This is a genomic window from Symmachiella dynata, from assembly GCF_007747995.1.
Taxonomy (GTDB): domain Bacteria; phylum Planctomycetota; class Planctomycetia; order Planctomycetales; family Planctomycetaceae; genus Symmachiella; species Symmachiella dynata.
Map to the genome: position 1 here is coordinate 6,440,769 of NZ_CP036276.1, position 17,509 is coordinate 6,458,277.

12 protein-coding genes are annotated in these 17,509 nt (G+C 56.2%); 6 read left to right on the forward strand and 6 right to left on the reverse strand.

Annotation, left to right across the window (positions count from 1 at the left end; translation table 11 throughout):
- Nucleotides 1–32 precede the first annotated feature (32 nt).
- Nucleotides 33–1,328, reverse strand: coding sequence for a hypothetical protein (locus Mal52_RS24525; protein WP_145379148.1), 1,296 nt, complete (start codon nucleotides 1,326–1,328; stop codon nucleotides 33–35).
- 422 nt (nucleotides 1,329–1,750) lie between these two features.
- Between Mal52_RS24525 and dnaB the strand changes: the two genes are divergently transcribed.
- Together dnaB and argC are read left to right on the forward strand one after the other, a co-directional pair.
- Complete coding sequence (gene dnaB, locus Mal52_RS24530; protein WP_145379149.1) at nucleotides 1,751–3,208, forward strand: replicative DNA helicase; 1,458 nt, start codon at nucleotides 1,751–1,753, stop codon at nucleotides 3,206–3,208.
- 104 nt (nucleotides 3,209–3,312) lie between these two features.
- Nucleotides 3,313–4,326 carry an N-acetyl-gamma-glutamyl-phosphate reductase gene (gene argC, locus Mal52_RS24535; RefSeq protein WP_145379150.1) on the forward strand — a complete coding sequence of 338 codons (1,014 nt, stop codon included), beginning with the start codon at nucleotides 3,313–3,315 and terminating at the stop codon, nucleotides 4,324–4,326.
- A gap of 369 nt (nucleotides 4,327–4,695) precedes the next feature.
- On the opposite strand, the gene rplI is transcribed toward argC, so the two are convergent.
- The 5 genes from rplI to Mal52_RS24560 form a co-directional block, all read right to left on the reverse strand.
- Complete coding sequence (gene rplI / locus Mal52_RS24540) at nucleotides 4,696–5,199, reverse strand: 50S ribosomal protein L9 (protein ID WP_145379151.1); 504 nt, start codon at nucleotides 5,197–5,199, stop codon at nucleotides 4,696–4,698.
- 130 nt (nucleotides 5,200–5,329) lie between these two features.
- Nucleotides 5,330–5,842, reverse strand: a complete 513-nt coding sequence (gene ssb, locus Mal52_RS24545) for a single-stranded DNA-binding protein (RefSeq protein ID WP_145379152.1) — start codon at nucleotides 5,840–5,842, stop codon at nucleotides 5,330–5,332.
- A gap of 67 nt (nucleotides 5,843–5,909) precedes the next feature.
- A complete protein-coding gene (gene rpsF, locus Mal52_RS24550; protein ID WP_231962435.1) occupies nucleotides 5,910–6,368 on the reverse strand; it encodes a 30S ribosomal protein S6 in 459 nt (152 codons plus the stop codon).
- Nucleotides 6,369–6,535: 167 nt separating this feature from the next.
- Nucleotides 6,536–7,105 (reverse strand): aminoacyl-tRNA hydrolase, encoded by a 570-nt coding sequence (gene pth, locus Mal52_RS24555; RefSeq protein WP_145379153.1) that lies wholly within the window; start codon nucleotides 7,103–7,105, stop codon nucleotides 6,536–6,538.
- Between the two features lie 62 nt (nucleotides 7,106–7,167).
- Nucleotides 7,168–7,806 (reverse strand): 50S ribosomal protein L25, encoded by a 639-nt coding sequence (locus Mal52_RS24560; protein WP_145379154.1) that lies wholly within the window; start codon nucleotides 7,804–7,806, stop codon nucleotides 7,168–7,170.
- 919 nt (nucleotides 7,807–8,725) lie between these two features.
- Between Mal52_RS24560 and Mal52_RS24565 the strand changes: the two genes are divergently transcribed.
- The 4 genes from Mal52_RS24565 (at nucleotide 8,726) to Mal52_RS24580 (ending at nucleotide 17,462) form a co-directional block, all read left to right on the forward strand.
- On the forward strand, nucleotides 8,726–13,546 hold the full coding sequence (locus tag Mal52_RS24565) for an outer membrane protein assembly factor BamB family protein (protein ID WP_197534446.1): 4,821 nt from the start codon (nucleotides 8,726–8,728) through the stop codon (nucleotides 13,544–13,546).
- A gap of 192 nt (nucleotides 13,547–13,738) precedes the next feature.
- On the forward strand, nucleotides 13,739–14,620 hold the full coding sequence (locus tag Mal52_RS24570) for an FAD binding domain-containing protein (RefSeq protein WP_145379156.1): 882 nt from the start codon (nucleotides 13,739–13,741) through the stop codon (nucleotides 14,618–14,620).
- A gap of 71 nt (nucleotides 14,621–14,691) precedes the next feature.
- Nucleotides 14,692–15,177 (forward strand): (2Fe-2S)-binding protein, encoded by a 486-nt coding sequence (locus Mal52_RS24575; protein WP_145379157.1) that lies wholly within the window; start codon nucleotides 14,692–14,694, stop codon nucleotides 15,175–15,177.
- Entirely contained in the window at nucleotides 15,177–17,462 is a 2,286-nt protein-coding gene (locus tag Mal52_RS24580) for a xanthine dehydrogenase family protein molybdopterin-binding subunit (RefSeq protein WP_145379158.1), read from the forward strand. The genes Mal52_RS24575 and Mal52_RS24580 overlap by 1 nt, the downstream gene beginning before the upstream one ends.
- Nucleotides 17,463–17,509 lie beyond the last annotated feature (47 nt).

Below are 17,509 nucleotides of genomic sequence, written 5' to 3' on the forward strand. Positions count from 1 at the left end.
CCGCACGAGATGCCAATAGGAATCGTTCAAATTTATTGAGACATGACCGGACGACCGGGTGGCGGATTGCGCGGTTGTTGCCAATCCCAGTCGGTCGTGTAGTCAATATCCAAGTAGGGGGTTTCCACCGGTTTGCCCCCTTGTTTCTTAGAAATTAGCAGCGCGTCCAACGCACCGCTAGTGACCAAGGTCCGCTCAGCGGGCCAGGTCGGTTGGCCGGTATGAAACATTTTCTCCGCCCCCTCCAATAGGAAATTGAAGTGTGCGAACGGACGGGCTTCCTGCGTCCAAAATAAGGTCGAGGTGATTTCGTCGCTGTCCGCTTCGCGCCACGCAACCGACCACCCTTGCAGCGCGGGATTGAGTTGCAGCACACTGGCCCGCAATCCGTCCTGATAGTCGATCACAAACAGCACCGGGTGCGGAACCAATTCTCGCATGTCTTGGTCGGGAGAAATCGGGCGTGCTTTTTGGCGGGATAAAGCGGCGCGAAACAACTCTTGATCGTACACGCCCCGCTCACCGGCCTCCCATACCGCTTCGTCTTCCAGGCAATAGACCGACTTGATGCCGGTCTCGCCCCCTTGACGTCGCTCGGCGAGGCATTGCACCATCTCTAAGGCATGAAACCCATATGCGTCGAGTGACCCGTAGGAGACGGCGACGATCTCTTCCAGCTTCGCGCCTCGCTTGGTGTTCGCCGGAGGATACCGCCACAATCCCGGCAACGAGGACCCCGCCATAAAGGGGATCTTGAGCCGCTGCGTCGCATCATAGATCTCTTTGGCGTCGGCCCAATTGTCGGCGACATGCTTGTCATGAAAAATTGGGACCACCCGGCCGCTGCTTTCAAAGACTTTGCGAACTTCGGCAAACAGCCGTTTCTTGGGATAGATTGTCTGTCCGGTGTCTGACTTCGGATATTGACCGTGCTCGGCGATCAACAAAATGCCGTCGACGGCAAGTTCCCCCGTTCCCAGCGTCAGAGCTCCTTCGATCGTGTCGAAAACCGGCACGCCATGCTCTTTGGCTAAGCGACGACTCGTGTCGTTTTTGGGGACTTGATCGGTATACAGCGAAACGAGTTGTAGCTTGGGAAACTCGCCTTTTCCATCGAGAGTCTTGGTCAGCATCAACTGGCTGACAATGACGTCGGCATGCGAGTTATGCCGATATTCGGTGACCACAGCGGCGATGCGCGGCAATTTTTGTTTGGCCGGCGCAACAGCAGCATCGTCAGCACTCACTCCACCAGGGGCGGCAATCCAACCGATCAGCGGAATGACCAATACCAGACAGGCAAGAGTTGTTCCGAATATGCGCTGCATTAGACATTTTCCAGACAAGGTGAGAGTTCATTTGCTTCCATGCTAAGGAATCCGCCCCGCATTCGCCATCTCACGACCCACAACTTCGATTTTTAGCTGAACTTCACCGGGCAAACGTCACTTTGGCAGAAATGGCATACACGACTGCTCAATCCCGGGTGAGGCCATCACAAATCTCTTGCGAAGAGGACCATCGCACCACAACCGAGGTCGCCGCTGCTGCAGTATCACTCGTCCGGACAACAGGTTGCGACAACGTTATTTGTGGACTTGCTATCGCTCTGTTGACCGGTCATAACAGGACCTCTCCGCCGTACATTCCCGACAGCATCCAGGGCAACCTCGGCCGTGCGGCCTTAGCAGACAACAACGTGCTAAATGCAATAAAATCAAGTGCTTTTGGCATTTCAGGGAGGATTTTCATGGCCACTGTTACGCCAAAAACCAACGAAGCCGATCGCCTGCCCCCGCAGGATATTGAGGCGGAAAAAAGCTTGTTGGGCAGTATGTTGCTGGTCAACGACGTGATCGACGAAGTCGTCGAGTTAGTGACGCCCGATCACTTTTATGTGAAAGCCCACATGCAGATTTGCGATGCGATTTATCGCATGCACGAATCGGGCAACCGCGGGATCGATGTCGTCACAGTCGCCGAACAACTGCAACGAACCGACCTGCTCGAGGAGGTCGGCGGTGTCGGACATCTGAGCGAAATCCTCAACACCGTCCCGCACGCTGCTCACGCAAAATACTACGCACAAATTGTCCGCGACAAGGGCATCTTGCGGAATCTGATTTACGCCTGCACCGATATTCTTAGTGAGAGCTACGACACGTCTCAAGATACGGTCGACATCCTCACCAAGGCGGAACAGACGATTTTTCAAATCGTTGAGCAGCAAGAAAACACCGACAATATTGTGCTCAAGGATATTCTGATGGATGCGTTCGACCGCATCCAACAGAGGCGGGAAAAAGAGGGGAGCATCAGCGGACTGAGCACTGGTTTTACCGATCTCGACAACCAGACCAACGGGTTTCAACCGTCGGAATTGGTGATTCTTGCCGCACGGCCCAGTATGGGAAAAACCGCATTTGTGGTGAACATTGCCGAAGCCGTCGCTCGTAACGCCCGTGATCGTTTGCGCGACGAATACATCAAACGCGGCGAGGAGTTGCCCTATGGCACAATCCCTGAAGGGGGCGTGCTAATTTTCAGCCTCGAACAGTCCAACTTAGAATTGGCCGAACGGCTGCTGTGCATCACTGCCAAACTGGACGGGCACAAAATGCGCAAAGGGGATCTCGACGATGAAGAATATGATCGTGTGATGCATGCCTCCTCAGAGTTGGGCGGCATGCCGATGTACATCGACGACAAACCGGGCCGCAATATGTCGGAAATCGGTGCCATCGCCCGACGTCTCAAGCGCAAACAAAATATCAGCTTAATCATCATCGACTATTTGCAATTGATCGAACCAGAAGACAAACGCGCGCCGCGGGAACAACAGATTTCACTGATTACGCGGCGGCTGAAATTCCTGGCGAAAGAAATCCACGTCCCCGTCATCGCCTTAGCGCAGCTGAACCGTGGCGTCGAGTTGCGAGAAGACAAACGTCCTCGCTTGGCGGACTTGCGGGAAAGTGGAGCGATCGAACAAGATGCCGATATCGTGATGTTCTTGCATCGTCCGGACGCCTATGACCCCGAGGATTCGCCCGGCAAAGCGGAAGTCGTCGTGGCCAAACACCGTAGCGGTCCCACCGGCATCGTAGACCTGACTTGGCAAAAAGAATCGATGCGATTCGTCGATTACAGCCATATCGCCGAACCGGACGGCGGATATTTCGGTGACGACGATATGGGCGGGTTTTGACCGAGCATTGAACCCTTGTTCGCTCACGGGTGTCCCGTAGAATATACGGATTCGTTCTCCCTGCGCTTTCATCCCGCAAGTTATTGAATTCTGGAAGTCCCCTCATGGTAAAAGTCGCCATTCTCGGAGCGACGGGTTACGCCGCCCTGGAGTTGATCAAAATCCTACTCGCTCACCCCGAAGTGGAGATCACCGCTCTCACCACACGACAGGAGGGAAGTCCGCACGTCCAAACCATTCACCCCAGTTTGCACGGTCGGTTGGACCTGACTTGCGACAATTTGACGACCGATGAGATCTGCCAAAAAGCCGACGTCGTCTTTTGTGCTCTGCCGCACAAAGCGAGCATGGAAGTCATTCCGCAATTGCTGGCCGGCGGCTGTAAAGTGGTTGACCTCAGCGCCGACTATCGCCTGAATGATCCAGGCGTTTACGAACAATGGTACGGCGAGGTCCACACCGATCCCACGCGACTGGGGAACACGGTGTATGGCTTGCCCGAGATTTGGAGCGACCGCATTCCTGGATCAGAATTGGTCGCCAATCCGGGTTGCTATACGAGCACATCGATCCTCGGACTCGCGCCGCTGATAGCGGGGGGGCACATCGAGCCGACTGGTATTTTTATCGATGCGAAGAGTGGCATTTCCGGAGCGGGTCGCGGACCGAAATTGACGACGCTGTATCCCGAATGCAACGAAAGCGTCGCCGCCTACTCCGTGGGTCGCCACCGTCACACGCCAGAGATCAACCAGATTCTCAGCGAAGTCGGCGGCTGCCAGGTCGAGGTTGTCTTCACCCCGCACCTGATGCCCATGGACCGCGGTATCTTGTGTTCGATGTATACGAAACTCAAAAGCGCGATTACCGAAGATGAATTGCTGGACGTGATGCGGAAGTATTATAGCGGCAAACCGTTCGTCCGCATCGTCGAACATCTACCGGCCACCAAAGACGTCACCGGCAGCAACTTCTGCGACATCACCGTCCGCCGCGTCGGCGACAACGCCATCATCTTCAGCTGCACCGACAATCTCATCAAAGGCGCAGCGGGCGTAGCGGTACAGAATTTCAATTTGGTATGCGGATTTGAGGAGACGATGGGCTTGTTGCCGTGACGTGGCATCCCCATGATTTGATCGACGCCTTGAGTCTCGCGACCGCTGGGTACGGCATCACATTTTGGCCGTTGGCCTACTTTCCAGCATAGCCTGGGGCACTCGCCGCCCCAGGACCGCAGGTGTCGCAAACATCATTGGCCAACGGCCAATCTCACCCTGCCCGTGATTATGGTCTTCGGCCAATGGTGCCGTTTGCCAATCGAATCCCTGGGGCGGCGAGTGCCCCAGGCTACGATGATGTTTGGCCGTTGGCCAAACCGAAACCCAAATGGTTCGCCATTTGCAGCGCAATAAAAAATCCCCCGTGGCAATATCGGCCAGCGGGGGATTTTCGTTGTGTCTGTGACGTTCAGCAGCCGCGACGTCTTAAGTCGACGAGGTCGGGACGACCCAGACTTTGACTTCGGTTTCGACATCGGTGTGCAGGTGGATTTTCACCGTGTACATGCCGATTTCTTTCAGCGGACCTTCGAGGCGGACCTGGTCGGGTGAGATGTCGTATTTGGCCGCTTTGAGGGCTTTGCTGATTTCCGGAGCGGTGATCGATCCATACAGATGCCCTTCGGGATTGGCGTTGGCTTCGAGCGTCACGCTATATTCACTGAGTTGTTCGGCCAAGTTGCGGATCGACTTAATACGATCTTTTTGCAGTTCGGCTAACCGGACGCGGTGACGTTCGACCATCCGTTTATTTTCGTCGGTGGCGATCGTGGCCAGTCCCTGCGGAACCAGATAGTTGCGAGCGTAACCTGACTTGACGCGTACGATTTCCCCCTGCTTTCCGAGTGCAGGTACATCCTCGGCCAACAGCAATTCGGCATTCCCTTTGGGCACGCCCGAACGCATGGCATGGAGACGTTTTTTGGACATAGTGTCAATTTCCCGTATGGTAATCTTCAAAAATTTGTGGATTGTCTGTTTTGTCGAAACGGCCATGCGTCTCAATCGCCGCGGGCCGTGTCACTGAGTGACGATTTGTCTGGCTGGGATCAATTTGGTCCTAGAAAGGTACCTCATCATCCGGAACGTTGCCACCACCACCTGAGGGACCGAAGTCGTCTTGTGGTGGAGCCTGTGGTCCGGGATCGCCGCCGCCGTAACCGGATTGGCTGCTGCTTCCGCTGTAGCCTCCTCCGCCGCCGCCGCTGCGACCACCACCGCCGCCACCACCATCGCCGCGGGAACCAAGCATTTGCATCCGTTCACAAACAACGCGCAACTTGCTGCGGCGTTGTCCGGATTGTTTGTCTTCCCAGGTGTCGAGTTGCAATCGCCCCTCGATGAGGACAGGACGGCCTTTGGAGAGGTATTCACCGGCCACTTCCGCCTCGCGTCCCCACAGGGTGACGTCGACAAACGTGGTTTCTTCTTTACGCGAGTTGGATTGCTTGTCGAACCAGGTACGGTTGACCGCTAACCCAAGCTCAGAGACCGCTGTCCCCGAGGGGATATAGCGGACTTCTGGGTCACGGGTCAAATTTCCGATCAGGATGACTCGGTTATAACTCGCCATGAGACGGTTTCCCCATATCTATTGTTCATGCGAGGTCGATGCGTCCTAGACCTCAGCAATCGCAAGATCAAGCAGTTGTGACTTCCTCGGACGCTTCGCCTGTGGATTCCTCAGAGGCCGATTCCTCGGTTGCCGCTTTTTCCTCGGTTGCCGCTTTTTCTTCTGTTGCCGCCTTTTCCGCTGGTGCGGTGGGGGACTCACCGTTGGCGACTGCCACCATCGGTTCGACCAAGGCTGCGTCGAGTTTGATGGTCAGGTGCCGCAGAACGATGTCGTTCAGCTTGCACAGACGGGTCAACTCATCCAGGTTTTTGCCTTCCATTTTCAGGTAGGTCAAATAGTGAAGTCCTTTGCGTCGGCCTTCGACGGGATAAGCCAATTTGCCGTCCTGCCACGGCCGTGCCGCTAAGGTTTCCGCGCCGACCCGTTCGAGGATCTTATTGATCTCGCCCAGTGAGCCGTCCGGATCGCCGGCGTACTTATTGCTGTCGATGAGGAACATCACCTCGTAGGTATTGACCGCCACGGCCGCGTCTCCCTGTCCTAATTTCTCTGGCAAAAGGTTTTGCTGAACGTGCGACTTACACGGGATATAGTTTTTAAACTGTCCCAGTCGCGCCGCCAGATCGCACTGAATCGCTGTTATGTTATTTCCGAACTATTTTGTCCGCCTGTTTTACTGATCTGCCCGTCTTACTTCTCCGCCGCATTGAACGCGTTCATGGCCGCTGCAATTCCTTGCTTGGCCCAGCACTCGACGGCGTCAGCCGCGCGAGCGACGGCCAAATCCATTTCGGCACGTTCTGCTTTGGCGAATTTACTGAGAACAAAATCCGCGCCACTTTGAGTCCCCGGCGGAGCCCCGACTCCGATACGAAGTCGCGGGACCTCATCGGAGCGTAAGTGATCGCAAATATTCTTCAGCCCTTTTTGCCCTCCGGCGGAACCAGACTTGCGTATCCGATTTCGTCCGACGGGCAGATTCATGTCGTCGCAAATGACGAACACGTCTTCTAACTCGATTTGATAAAAACTGACAGCTGCCTGGACGCTCCGGCCGCTGGCATTCATATAAGTTTGCGGAGCCAACAACAAAACCTTCGTTGTTCCGATCAGGACGTCGGTGGTTTCCGCTTCAAATTTTAGCTTCGACGGGGCCGCATTCCATCGACGGGCAAGTTCCGACACGACATCGAATCCAATGTTGTGTCGCGTTCCTGTATATTTTTGACCGGGATTCCCCAGTCCGACCACAAGTTTCATTACACATCAAACTCAGTCAGGCCCGGCACTGCAAGGCCGAACAACCGCTACACAAAACGCTGTTATTGCTCGTCCGCTTCTTCCGGTTCCTGCCCAACCAATTCCGGCTCGACGGGACCGCCACCGGCGATTCCCTCTTCGATTTCTTCCTCAGACATCGGCGCGTTAATCCGGACGACCAGTGCGGTCGGATCATCCAAGAGCGTAGCCCCCGGAGGAAGTTCCAAATCACTGACATGCAGAGCATCGCCGATTTGCATTTCGGCTACCTTCACAACAACGTGATCAGGAACCTGATGCACCAAGCATTCGAAGTTGACCGTCCGATGCGGTTGATCCAACACGCCGCCGCCGATCACGCCTTCGGGGGTACCCCGTAGTTCCAACGGCACTTCCACCGCAAGCCGCTTGGTGGGATCGATGCGTTGCAGATCGAAATGCTGCACGTATTGCGAAAACGTATCCCACTGAACTTCGCGAAAAATTGCCGTGGCACTTTCACCGCCGACTTCCACGTCGACGACCTGCACCCCGCCATAAATCAGCGGACGCAGAGCCTCTTCGGTCGTGCTCAGCGCGACGGTGTCTTTATCCAGGCCGTACAAACTGCCTGGAATTCGCCCCGTGGCCCGCAGCCTACGAGTTGCTGCCGTGCCGACTTTTTCGCGAAGATCAACTGCGAGTTTTGTATTATCCGACATTATGCAAACGCCTTACTGTCCAACGTCGTTCTGAATTGCGTCGTGGAATTGTTTCTTGATAGACACTCACCGGCCATCAATGCGGTTACGAAACCTCAACCCTCTCACTATCGATCGGGGTGCATAACGACCATTCTGGCCGCTTGCGCGCGAAGTTTCGCACGCTCAGACCGAAACTCACCCCAGTGATGCGCACCAAGGATAAGGTTCTCCCTACTACCTTCCCCCCGTCGGGTACGCACTCTACACGCTAAGCCATTGCGCGGGGAGGCTTTCCGGAGGACCGGAGGGAATTCGCCAAAATAACGACATCCCCCCAATTCTGCAAGCGGTCGAGTGAGAATCAGTACTGTTTCTGCGGGGGAATTTCATGTCGGTGGCGTCGCCAGGGGGCGAGCGCCGATAACCATAGGGAGAATAACGCCTTACGTCTGGTGCACCATGCGGCTCCTGCCGATTATGACGGCTATGGCCGGGGAGCGGAACTGCGATTGTCGCATTTACCACCTGCTTGCCGCCGGACAACTGGAATAACGCCCACTTACCGAGAAACTGATTTACGAGAAATCCTAGAGTTCTGAGCCACCTGGCAACCTGCCTTGGTGGCAATTTGCGGGTTTTGGCGGTTGTGACCATCGCGTGCCGCTACCTTGAAATCTGTAGGGGCAGCGAGTTCCTACTTGCCAACTGGACCTGCAGACTCGACAATGACATTGCCAACATTATTGAGCCGGTGGAGTCGGGATCTCCCGACGAACGTGATGCGCGAAGCAGTCGACGTTGCGTTGCATTGGCTTGGACACGGGCATGACACATTCGATTTGTCGTGCATCCGCGTGGTTGGCAAGCGGCTCGTCAACGAATTGACACCACCTGATAATGGATGAGGCTCTATGGCCTCGCCGGGAGTCTGGGAAGTATGACACGGAGCGCGCCGGTTGTCCGCATGATAAGAATGGCTTTTGCCGTTTTGGTCGTCTCGGGCGGATTTGGTTTGTGGTGGTCAAACGCAACGACAGCCGAAGAAGGGGATTCGGTTCCAACCGAAAACCAGGAAACCGACCCTGCGGCGCCGCAACCGCAAACGGCCGAGGAAACACCGGCCGACAAACCGAAGGCGGCCGACAAGCCAGCCTCGGAACCAAAATTGCGAAACCCGTTTAAGGATTTCCTCAACGATGTGCTGACGCCGGGTGGCAAGACTGACGACCCCAAGAAAGCTGAAAAGAAAAAACAGCCTCCCCAGCCCCGCAAGCAACCACAGCGACCGATCAAGGACCCGCGCAAGCATACGTCAACCAGCGAACCCAGCGATCCGCGGATCCCTGACCCACGCACACTGCGCAAGGCGATGCAAGAGGCTCGGCTGAGCATTGAACGTGAAAATTGGAAAATTGCCGTCCGCCAACTCCAATACATTTTGGATTTGCCGGAGGATGCATTCACACCGGGCAACGGGCGTTCCTGGACTTCGCTGAAAGACGATGCTCGACAGCTACTGGGTAGCATGCCGGCCGAGGAATTGCAGACGTATCGCGCCGCCTATGATGGAGTCGCCGCTAAACAACTGGCCAAGGCCGTTGCCGCCGGAGATTTCTATGCGGTCGCATTGGTCGGCCGTAGATACTTCCACACCAAAGCGGGACAACAGGCAGCCGATATTGTCGCTTCGCACTACCTGGATCGCGGCGAATTTGGGTTGGCCAATCACTGGTTCCAGGCATTGCTCCAACCGCAGGCAGACATCACGTCCTCTCCGGCATGGCGTGCCAAAGCTGCGCTGGCGGCCAAGCTCTCCAGTATGGCCGCTCAGGGAGCACAGTCCCCCTTGGAGATGGAGATCCAACAAGATGATGTGGCAAGATTGGGTGGCGAAAAGAAAAATCTCGCTGCTTGGCTGAACGAAATCAACGAAGTCCCCCGTCCGGAACCGACGCTGTCGGAATGGCCCATGTACATGGGCAATGCCCGTCGGACGGGAATGCCCGATGGTGGCGAGCCGTTGTTGCTATCACGGTGGTACGAACCATTGACTCGCAGTCATCGTATCGAAACTCAAATCCAAGACTTGGTCGAAGATCTGAGTGACGAAAATTTTGCCATGCTGCCGTCGCTGATCCCCTTAATGGTGGATGGCAAACTCATCTATCGCACGCTGCGGGGAGTGCGGGTGACGGAAGCGGCAACGGGTGCTCCCCTGTGGGAAACCCAGGATCGTGTTTCGGCGGAAAGCCTGTTGTCCAATGATAATTTGAATGGAGCTTGGGGCTTTAGCGGACGGCGTGTATTTGCCAACTTTCGCGGATATTCGTCGCAATCGTTCACAAAAAACCCGCTCGCCAATCTGCTGTTCGAAGACGCGAACTATGGCATCATTAGCAGCGATGGCCATCGACTGTTTGTGATCGAAGACTTGGCAATTTTGACCAAGCAGCCGCAGCAGTACTGGGGCTCCTCGCAGGAATCAATCGACCGGTTTGGCCAAGATTGGTCCAGTAACAAAATTGTGGCGTACGACCTGAACACAGGTCGCCCGCAATGGGAAATTGGCGGGACGCTGCATGGCGATACTTTTGAATTGCCATTGGCCGGTTATTTCTTCCATGGCGCGCCAGTCGCCGACGGCAACGAACTGTTTGTCATCGGCGAAAAAGAACGGTTGATCGAGCTGATTTGCCTGGAAGCGGAAACCGGCAACGTTCTCTGGAAACAGGCCGTTGCGCAACCGACCGCCAAAATCGAACTCGACATCGTACGGCGCTGGTACAGTGGGCAGATTGCCGTCGGCAACGGAACGATTGTCTGCCAAACCACGACAGGACTGATCGCAGCGGTGGAACGTCGTTCTCATGCCTTGTTGTGGTCGAAGGATACAGCACAATCGCGCAGGTCGAGCAGGAGACGCATGCGGGGCCGAAAACAGGAGGACGTCGCCCCCACGAAGCCTTTGAATAAATGCTGGTTCCCGACTCCACCGATCATCGCCGGAAATCGAGTACTCATCACGGCCCCTCGAAGTAACGTGTTGTACTGTTTCGACCTGATCACCGGCAGTGATCAAGCGGGCCGGGGTTGGAAGACCCCCAAGACCTCCAGAGGCATGGAACTGCTGTATCTGGCGGGCGTGTTTAATCAACGCGTGGTGATGGTCGGCAAACGACACGTGAAGTGCTACGCCCTGCACAACGGGTTTGATGAAAAATGGGATATCGATCTCCCCTCGTCCCCTTGCGGCCGGGGTGTGGCGGTCGCCGGCCGGTACTACGTGCCGTGCGAAACGGGCGAACTTGTGGGAATCGACCTAGAGACCGGATCAATCGCCGAAAGCCTCACGCGCCCTGTCGGCAGCCGCGGGCTTGGCAATTTGGCCCTGTATCGCGGCGCAGTGATTTCACTGAGCCCCTTCGGTGTCGAATCATTTGAACAACGGCACACCATCGAACAAGAAATCGCGGAACGCAAAAAACGAGACCCGCACGATGCCGTCGCACTGCTGCGGGAGGCGGAAATAGCCGAGTTAAATCGCGATGTGACCACAGTGCTCGATCGAGCCAGAACCTTAGATCCCGACGCATTGTCGCCGGTTGATCAAACCCGGTTCCATGCTCTGTACATTCGCGCATTGACCGGGTTGATCCAGTCGGACTATGCCCAACATGATGACGCTGTCACGGAACTGCAACAGCTCTCCGTCACGCGTGACGAACGCCAGGCCTATTTGCGATTGGTTGCCGACCGCCTCGTCGAGCGGGGTGAGATCGAAGATGCGTTTGAAAGTTATGTCCAGTTAGCGACGTCGATTGGACCGAACATGATTCAACCGGTCGCCGATTCGCGCATGAAAGTCCGCGAGGACCTTTGGCTGGCGGGGCGCATTACCGACCTTTGGGCTCAAATCCCCTCCGCCGCGCTGCCCGATTTCGACAATCGAGTCGCCGCACTGGCCGATGAGGTGGCTGCTGGGTCCATCGAGGAACAAAAACAGTGGTTAACACTGTTTGGCTTTCACCCGGCTGCACTCAAAATACAAGAACAACTTGTAGAGCACTACGCGAACAACGGCAATTTCGTAGCCGCAGAGGATCTTTTGGATCAGATTCGCGACCAGTCTTCCGACGAAATTGCCGCTCAAGCGGTACGGCGCAAAGCCGAGTTGTTGCTCAGCGCCGGCGCCGCCGATGCAGCGGCCGACACGTACGCTGAGCTGGAACAACAGTACGGAGCGACTCCACTTCCCGGCGGCAAAACGGCTGCCCAGGTCGCGCAGGCGTTCCGTGCTGACGAAAACGCTCCCCACGAGCTCAAACGACATCTGTCTCCCAACTGGGGAAATGGACCAATGACCGCGGTGCGGATGGGCCATGATTACTCGCAACAAGACAGCCTATTGCCGTTGGATGGCTTGGACCTCGACACACCGTTTTTCAGCCGACATCAATTGCACGTGCGCAGCTTGCGGCAACGACTGGAAATTGTGCGCGGCGACAGTGACAACTATCTAGCCTCGATTCCATTGCGGGGCGATTCACGACGCGAAAACAATAGCTTAACGGCACACAGTCGCGGGCATCACATCCTGCTGGTGAACCAAGGCATGCTCCATAGCATTTCGCCATTGGAGAAAAAAGTACGCTGGGCTCACCCGGTCGAAGTCGCGCCTCAGCACTCGACATACCAATCCGAATCCGGCATGAACCTACGGATGAAGACCTCGTTCGATACAGCCCTCAGACAACGCGGGGGCCGCCAACCACAGTCGACGAATTTGTTCGACGATCGGCATTTTGTCTGGCGATCGGGCCGAGAATTGACGGTCATCGATACGCTCACCGGCGAGATTTGTTGGACCATGGAAAACGTGCCGTCGAATGCCCAGTTCTTTGGCGGAGATGGATTGCTCTACCAGCAGGAAGGGAAAAACAGAAAGAATCTGATTGCAACCCGTATGCTGGACGGCAAACGGATCGATTTGCCGCACTTAGCAGATTTCACAAATGGAGTCAGTTCCAGCCGAGCGAAACGATTTGTGGGACGGTATGGGTTGTTCACCAAGAAATCCGATAAGAACGTGCAAATCTCCCTCAGAGATCCGCTCGATGGCGCGGAAGTCTGGAGCCGCGAATTCCCAGCCAAGTCGCTGTCGGTCCTTAGCAATGAACATCAACTGTTCATCGTCACCCCCGAAGGCAAGTTTTCGCGGTTAAACCTGAAAACCGGTGAGCTACGCCTCTTAGGCGAAGTGGACTTAGATGTCTTGAAGAGTCGCAGAACCGTCTATTGTGTGACGGACAACCAAAACGCGTATTTGATCATTGACTGGGCTCCGCGGCGATCGACGGAACGCTTTAGCGGCAATCTTTCAACGATCCGCATTAACGGAAAGATTTTCGCTTTCAACCTAGACGATCCGAGCGACCATTGGGTTTACAAAGTCGAAGAACCGCGACTGCTCATGCTGTCGGGATTACAGGACGCTCCGCTGCTCGTGCTAGCACGCCCCCAATCGGAAACAATCGGTCGGCGTCCTCGGCAGATGATCAGTAAGGTCAATTTGGTGGCAATCAACAAACGCAATGGCGAACAAGTCTTGGATGCGACACTTCACATGCAACCCAACTTCCAAAAAGCTCATGTCAACTTACCAGGCAAATACATCGAGCTACAGACCTACAATGATCGGGTGCGGTTGATGCCCATGCGCGGGGAAACCGCAACTGTCACCCCCCCGACGAGCGAATAAATCGCGACCGACAGCCTGCCGCCGAATGGTGCCCCTCGACCGTATTTGGTTGCCGCGCCGACACCGAAATCGGCATTCAGATTTCTCTGCGGACTTGCCGTCAGATTTTCCGGCGTTAATCTAAGGATGTGCACTCGTTGGTTCGTTTGAGCCACGCTCCCCACCGAAATTCCTCGATAGACTCGATTCACCATGCACGACTTTGAATACGAAGCTCCCACGACCGTCGCGGACGCCGTTGCCATGCTGGCAAAGCACAACGGATCTGCTCGAATTCTGGCTGGCGGCACCGATCTGATCGATCAAATCCGCATGGGGCGATTCGCTCCGGATGTGGTCGTAGACATCAAAAAGGTCGAGGCCCTCCACAGCATCGACATCTCAGCAGACGGACTCAGATTAGGCGCCGTCGTCCCCTGCTATCAGATCTACGGCAACGAGACAATTTGCCGCGACTATTCGGCACTGGCCGATGCGACAAAGATTATCGGCGGCGCGCAAATCCAAAGCCGGGCATCGGTCGGCGGAAACCTATGCAACTCCGGACCCGCAGCCGATTCCACACCCGCATTGATCGCACTGGGTGCGCAAGCAATGATTGCCGGACCGAACGTAATACGCGAAGTGCCCGTCGAGAAATTCTGCACAGGGCCGGGGAAAAATGTGCTGCAACCGGGAGAGCTATTGACCGCACTGGTCATGCCCGCGCGACCTGCCCACAGCGGATCGCACTACTTGCGGTTCATTCCCCGCAACGAGATGGACATTGCCGTCGTCGGGGCCGGGGCTTCGGTGGTCTTGGACGAATCCGGCAAAAATTTTGTTTCCGCGCGGATTGCGATCGGCGCGGTCGCTGCCACACCGCTGTTCGCAGAAGAGGCAAGCAACCTATTGGCCGGTCAACCGGTCGGAGACGAAGCGATCGAAGCGGCAATGGCCGCCACGCGAAAAATCGCGACACCGATCGACGACATGCGGGGCACCGTAGAGTTCCGCAAACATGTGACTGGCGTTTTGACGCGCCGGGCTTTGGAAAAAGCGATTGAGCGCGCCCGAGCGAACACGGGAAGTTAACGCCGACTAGGTTTTCGATTTCATAAAGTCACGCCCACAATCCTTCAATTGATGTTCTTCAGGATTTTCTCATGGCGAAAAAACGGGTTGTCACCACGACCATCAACGACCGGCAGGTTGAGTTTCTCTGCCAACCACGGCAGACGTTGCTTGAGTCCTTGCGCGACGTGTTGAATATGACCGGCACCAAGGAAGGGTGTACCAACGGCAATTGCGGCGCCTGTACTGTCCTGATGGACGGACGCCCGGTTGACTCCTGCCTGGTGCTCGCTGTCGAGGCGGAAGGCGCCAATCTGGAAACGATCGAAGGGGTTGCTCCCAGTGACGGACTGGATCCGATTCAAACCGCGTTTTTAGAAAACGCTGCCTTGCAATGCGGTATCTGCACGCCGGGCTTTATCATGGCGACCAAAGCACTGCTGGAATCCAATCCGCATCCCACAGAAGATGAAATTCGCTTTTATCTGGCGGGCAATTTGTGCCGCTGCACCGGATACGACAAAATCGTTCGCGCCGTCTTGGACGTTGCGGAATCTCGCGAGGAGGTGAGCGCCTGATGGCTACCGTCGAAAAAACACAAGATCAAGAATCGTCCACAAACGGCCAATACAAAGTCATCGGCACCCGCCCGATTCGTCACGACGGGGTCGACAAAGTCACCGGCCGCGCGCGCTATGGTGGCGATACGCGGCTGACCGGCATGTTACCGGCCGCCATGCTCCGCAGCCCCCATGCGCATGCCAAGATCATCTCGATCGACACTTCAAAAGCCGAAGCCTTACCGGGCGTGCGCGCGGTGGCCACCTCGGCCGACTTGCCCGATGCGACCGATAAAATCGCGGACCTGGGCGAAGGTTCGGTCAATCTCAAACACCTCAGCGATAACGTCCTGGCTCACGATCGAGTGCTCTATCGCGGTCATGCGATTGCCGCCGTCGCTGCCGATGACATTCACATTGCCCAAGAGGCGGTGGGGCTCATCGAAGTCAAATACGAGTTGTTGCCGCCGGTCATGAACGTGCTCGATGCGATGAAGGCGGATGCGCCGTTATTGCACGACGACATCAAAACCAACGACCTTGGCGAAACTGCCGATCAACCCAGCAACATCGCCACACACATCCGTTTTGAAAAAGGGGATCTCGAAGCGGGGTTCGCTGCAGCGGATGTAATTGTCGAACGCGAGTTTCACACCGCCACAGTCCATCAAGGCTATATCGAACCGCACAACGCGACTGCCCTGTGGAATGCCGACGGTCACATTACAGTCTGGATGAGCACACAAGGCACGTTCACCGCCCGTCAGCAAACAGCAGAACTGCTGGATGTGCCGGTCTCCCGCGTGAAAGTGGTGCCGATGGAAATCGGCGGCGGATTTGGTGGAAAAATCTCTGTGTACTTGCCACCCGTCGCTGCGATCCTGTCGAAGAAAACCGGACGTCCCGTGCAAATGCTGATGAGCCGCACCGATGTCTTCGAAGCGACCGGCCCCACCCCCGGCTCGACAATTCGCGTGAAGATGGGAGCCGACAGTAAAGGCCGCATCACAGCCGCCGAAGCTTGGTTGGCGTATGAAGCCGGTGCATACCCCGGTTCGCCGGTCGGCGCCGGTGCGATGTGCGTCTTCGCCTGCTACGACGTTCCGAATGGCAAGGTCGACGGCTTTGACGTTGTGGTCAACAAACCACGAACCAATGCCTACCGTGCGCCCGGCGCGACAAACGCGGCCTTCGCCACGGAAACGGTGGTCGACGAACTCTGTGAAAAACTAAAGCTCGATCCGGTCGAGTTCCGCATCAATAATGCGGCCAAGGAAGGGGTCCGCCGAGTCGATGGCCCCGTCTTCCCACGGGTCGGCATGATCGAAACGGTGGAGGCGATTCGCGATTCTGAGCATTACCAGACTCCGCTGGAAGGCAAATTCCGAGGACGGGGAATGGCCAGCGGCTTTTGGTTCAACGTGGGCCTCAAATCGACCGCCCAAGCCACGGTCAATTCCGACGGGACCGTCGCATTGATCGAAGGTTCCACCGACATTGGTGGCTCACGGGCCGGTATCGCCATGCAATTGGCCGAAACACTCGGCATCGCCGCTGAAGATGTTGTGCCGACAGTAGTCGACACCGATAGCATCGGCTACACCGATGTGACCGGCGGGAGCCGCGTGACATTTGCCACCGGTTGGGCCGCCTATTTGGCAGCCAAGGACATTCAAGGCCAGTTGATCGAACGGGCCGCCAAAATCTGGGACTGCGATGTCGCCAAGATCGACTACAAAGATGGCGCGGTCGTCGGACCCGATGGCAAACGCTTCACGTTCAAAGAAATCGCCGCTGAGGCGCAGACTGTTGGCGAACCGGTGATCGGTCGCGGATCGGCGGATCCACAAGAACCGGGTGGCGCATTCGGCACGCATGTGGTCGACGTCGAAGTCGACATCGACACCGGCAAGGTCACCATCTTGCGATACACCGCCGCACAGGACGCCGGCACGGCGATCCATCCCGCCTATGTCGAAGGACAAATCCAAGGTGGCGTGGTTCAAGGCATCGGCTGGGGACTCAACGAAGAGTATTATTACGACGACAAAGGCACGATGCGGAATTCGACCTATCTCGATTACCGCATGCCCACGTCGTACGACCTACCGATGATCGATACCATCATCGTCGAAGTCCCCAACCCCGGGCACCCTTACGGAGTTCGTGGAGTCGGAGAAGTCCCCATCGTTCCCCCGCCGGCTGCATTGGCCAACGCGATTTACGATGCCATTGGCATTCGAATGCACGAGCTGCCCATGTCCCCGCCAAAAGTGTTGCACGAAATTCTCAAACAGCAATGAGGCTTGGTTGAGGAAGTCGTGGGTTTTGACAGGGGGCACGCGGAGTT

What these genes read in the sequence shown, in the direction of transcription:
- Mal52_RS24525 (WP_145379148.1), bottom strand. Translation starts at nt 1,328, where the DNA reads ATGCAGCGCATATTCGGAACAACTCTTGCCTGTCTGGTATTGGTCATT.
- ssb (WP_145379152.1), bottom strand. Translation starts at nt 5,842, where the DNA reads ATGGCGAGTTATAACCGAGTCATCCTGATCGGAAATTTGACCCGTGAC.
- Mal52_RS24560 (WP_145379154.1), bottom strand. Translation starts at nt 7,806, where the DNA reads ATGTCGGATAATACAAAACTCGCAGTTGATCTTCGCGAAAAAGTCGGC.
- dnaB (WP_145379149.1), top strand. Translation starts at nt 1,751, where the DNA reads ATGGCCACTGTTACGCCAAAAACCAACGAAGCCGATCGCCTGCCCCCG.
- Mal52_RS24575 (WP_145379157.1), top strand. Translation starts at nt 14,692, where the DNA reads ATGGCGAAAAAACGGGTTGTCACCACGACCATCAACGACCGGCAGGTT.
- Mal52_RS24570 (WP_145379156.1), top strand. Translation starts at nt 13,739, where the DNA reads ATGCACGACTTTGAATACGAAGCTCCCACGACCGTCGCGGACGCCGTT.
- pth (WP_145379153.1), bottom strand. Translation starts at nt 7,105, where the DNA reads ATGAAACTTGTGGTCGGACTGGGGAATCCCGGTCAAAAATATACAGGA.
- argC (WP_145379150.1), top strand. Translation starts at nt 3,313, where the DNA reads ATGGTAAAAGTCGCCATTCTCGGAGCGACGGGTTACGCCGCCCTGGAG.
- rplI (WP_145379151.1), bottom strand. Translation starts at nt 5,199, where the DNA reads ATGTCCAAAAAACGTCTCCATGCCATGCGTTCGGGCGTGCCCAAAGGG.
- Mal52_RS24580 (WP_145379158.1), top strand. Translation starts at nt 15,177, where the DNA reads ATGGCTACCGTCGAAAAAACACAAGATCAAGAATCGTCCACAAACGGC.
- Mal52_RS24565 (WP_197534446.1), top strand. Translation starts at nt 8,726, where the DNA reads ATGACACGGAGCGCGCCGGTTGTCCGCATGATAAGAATGGCTTTTGCC.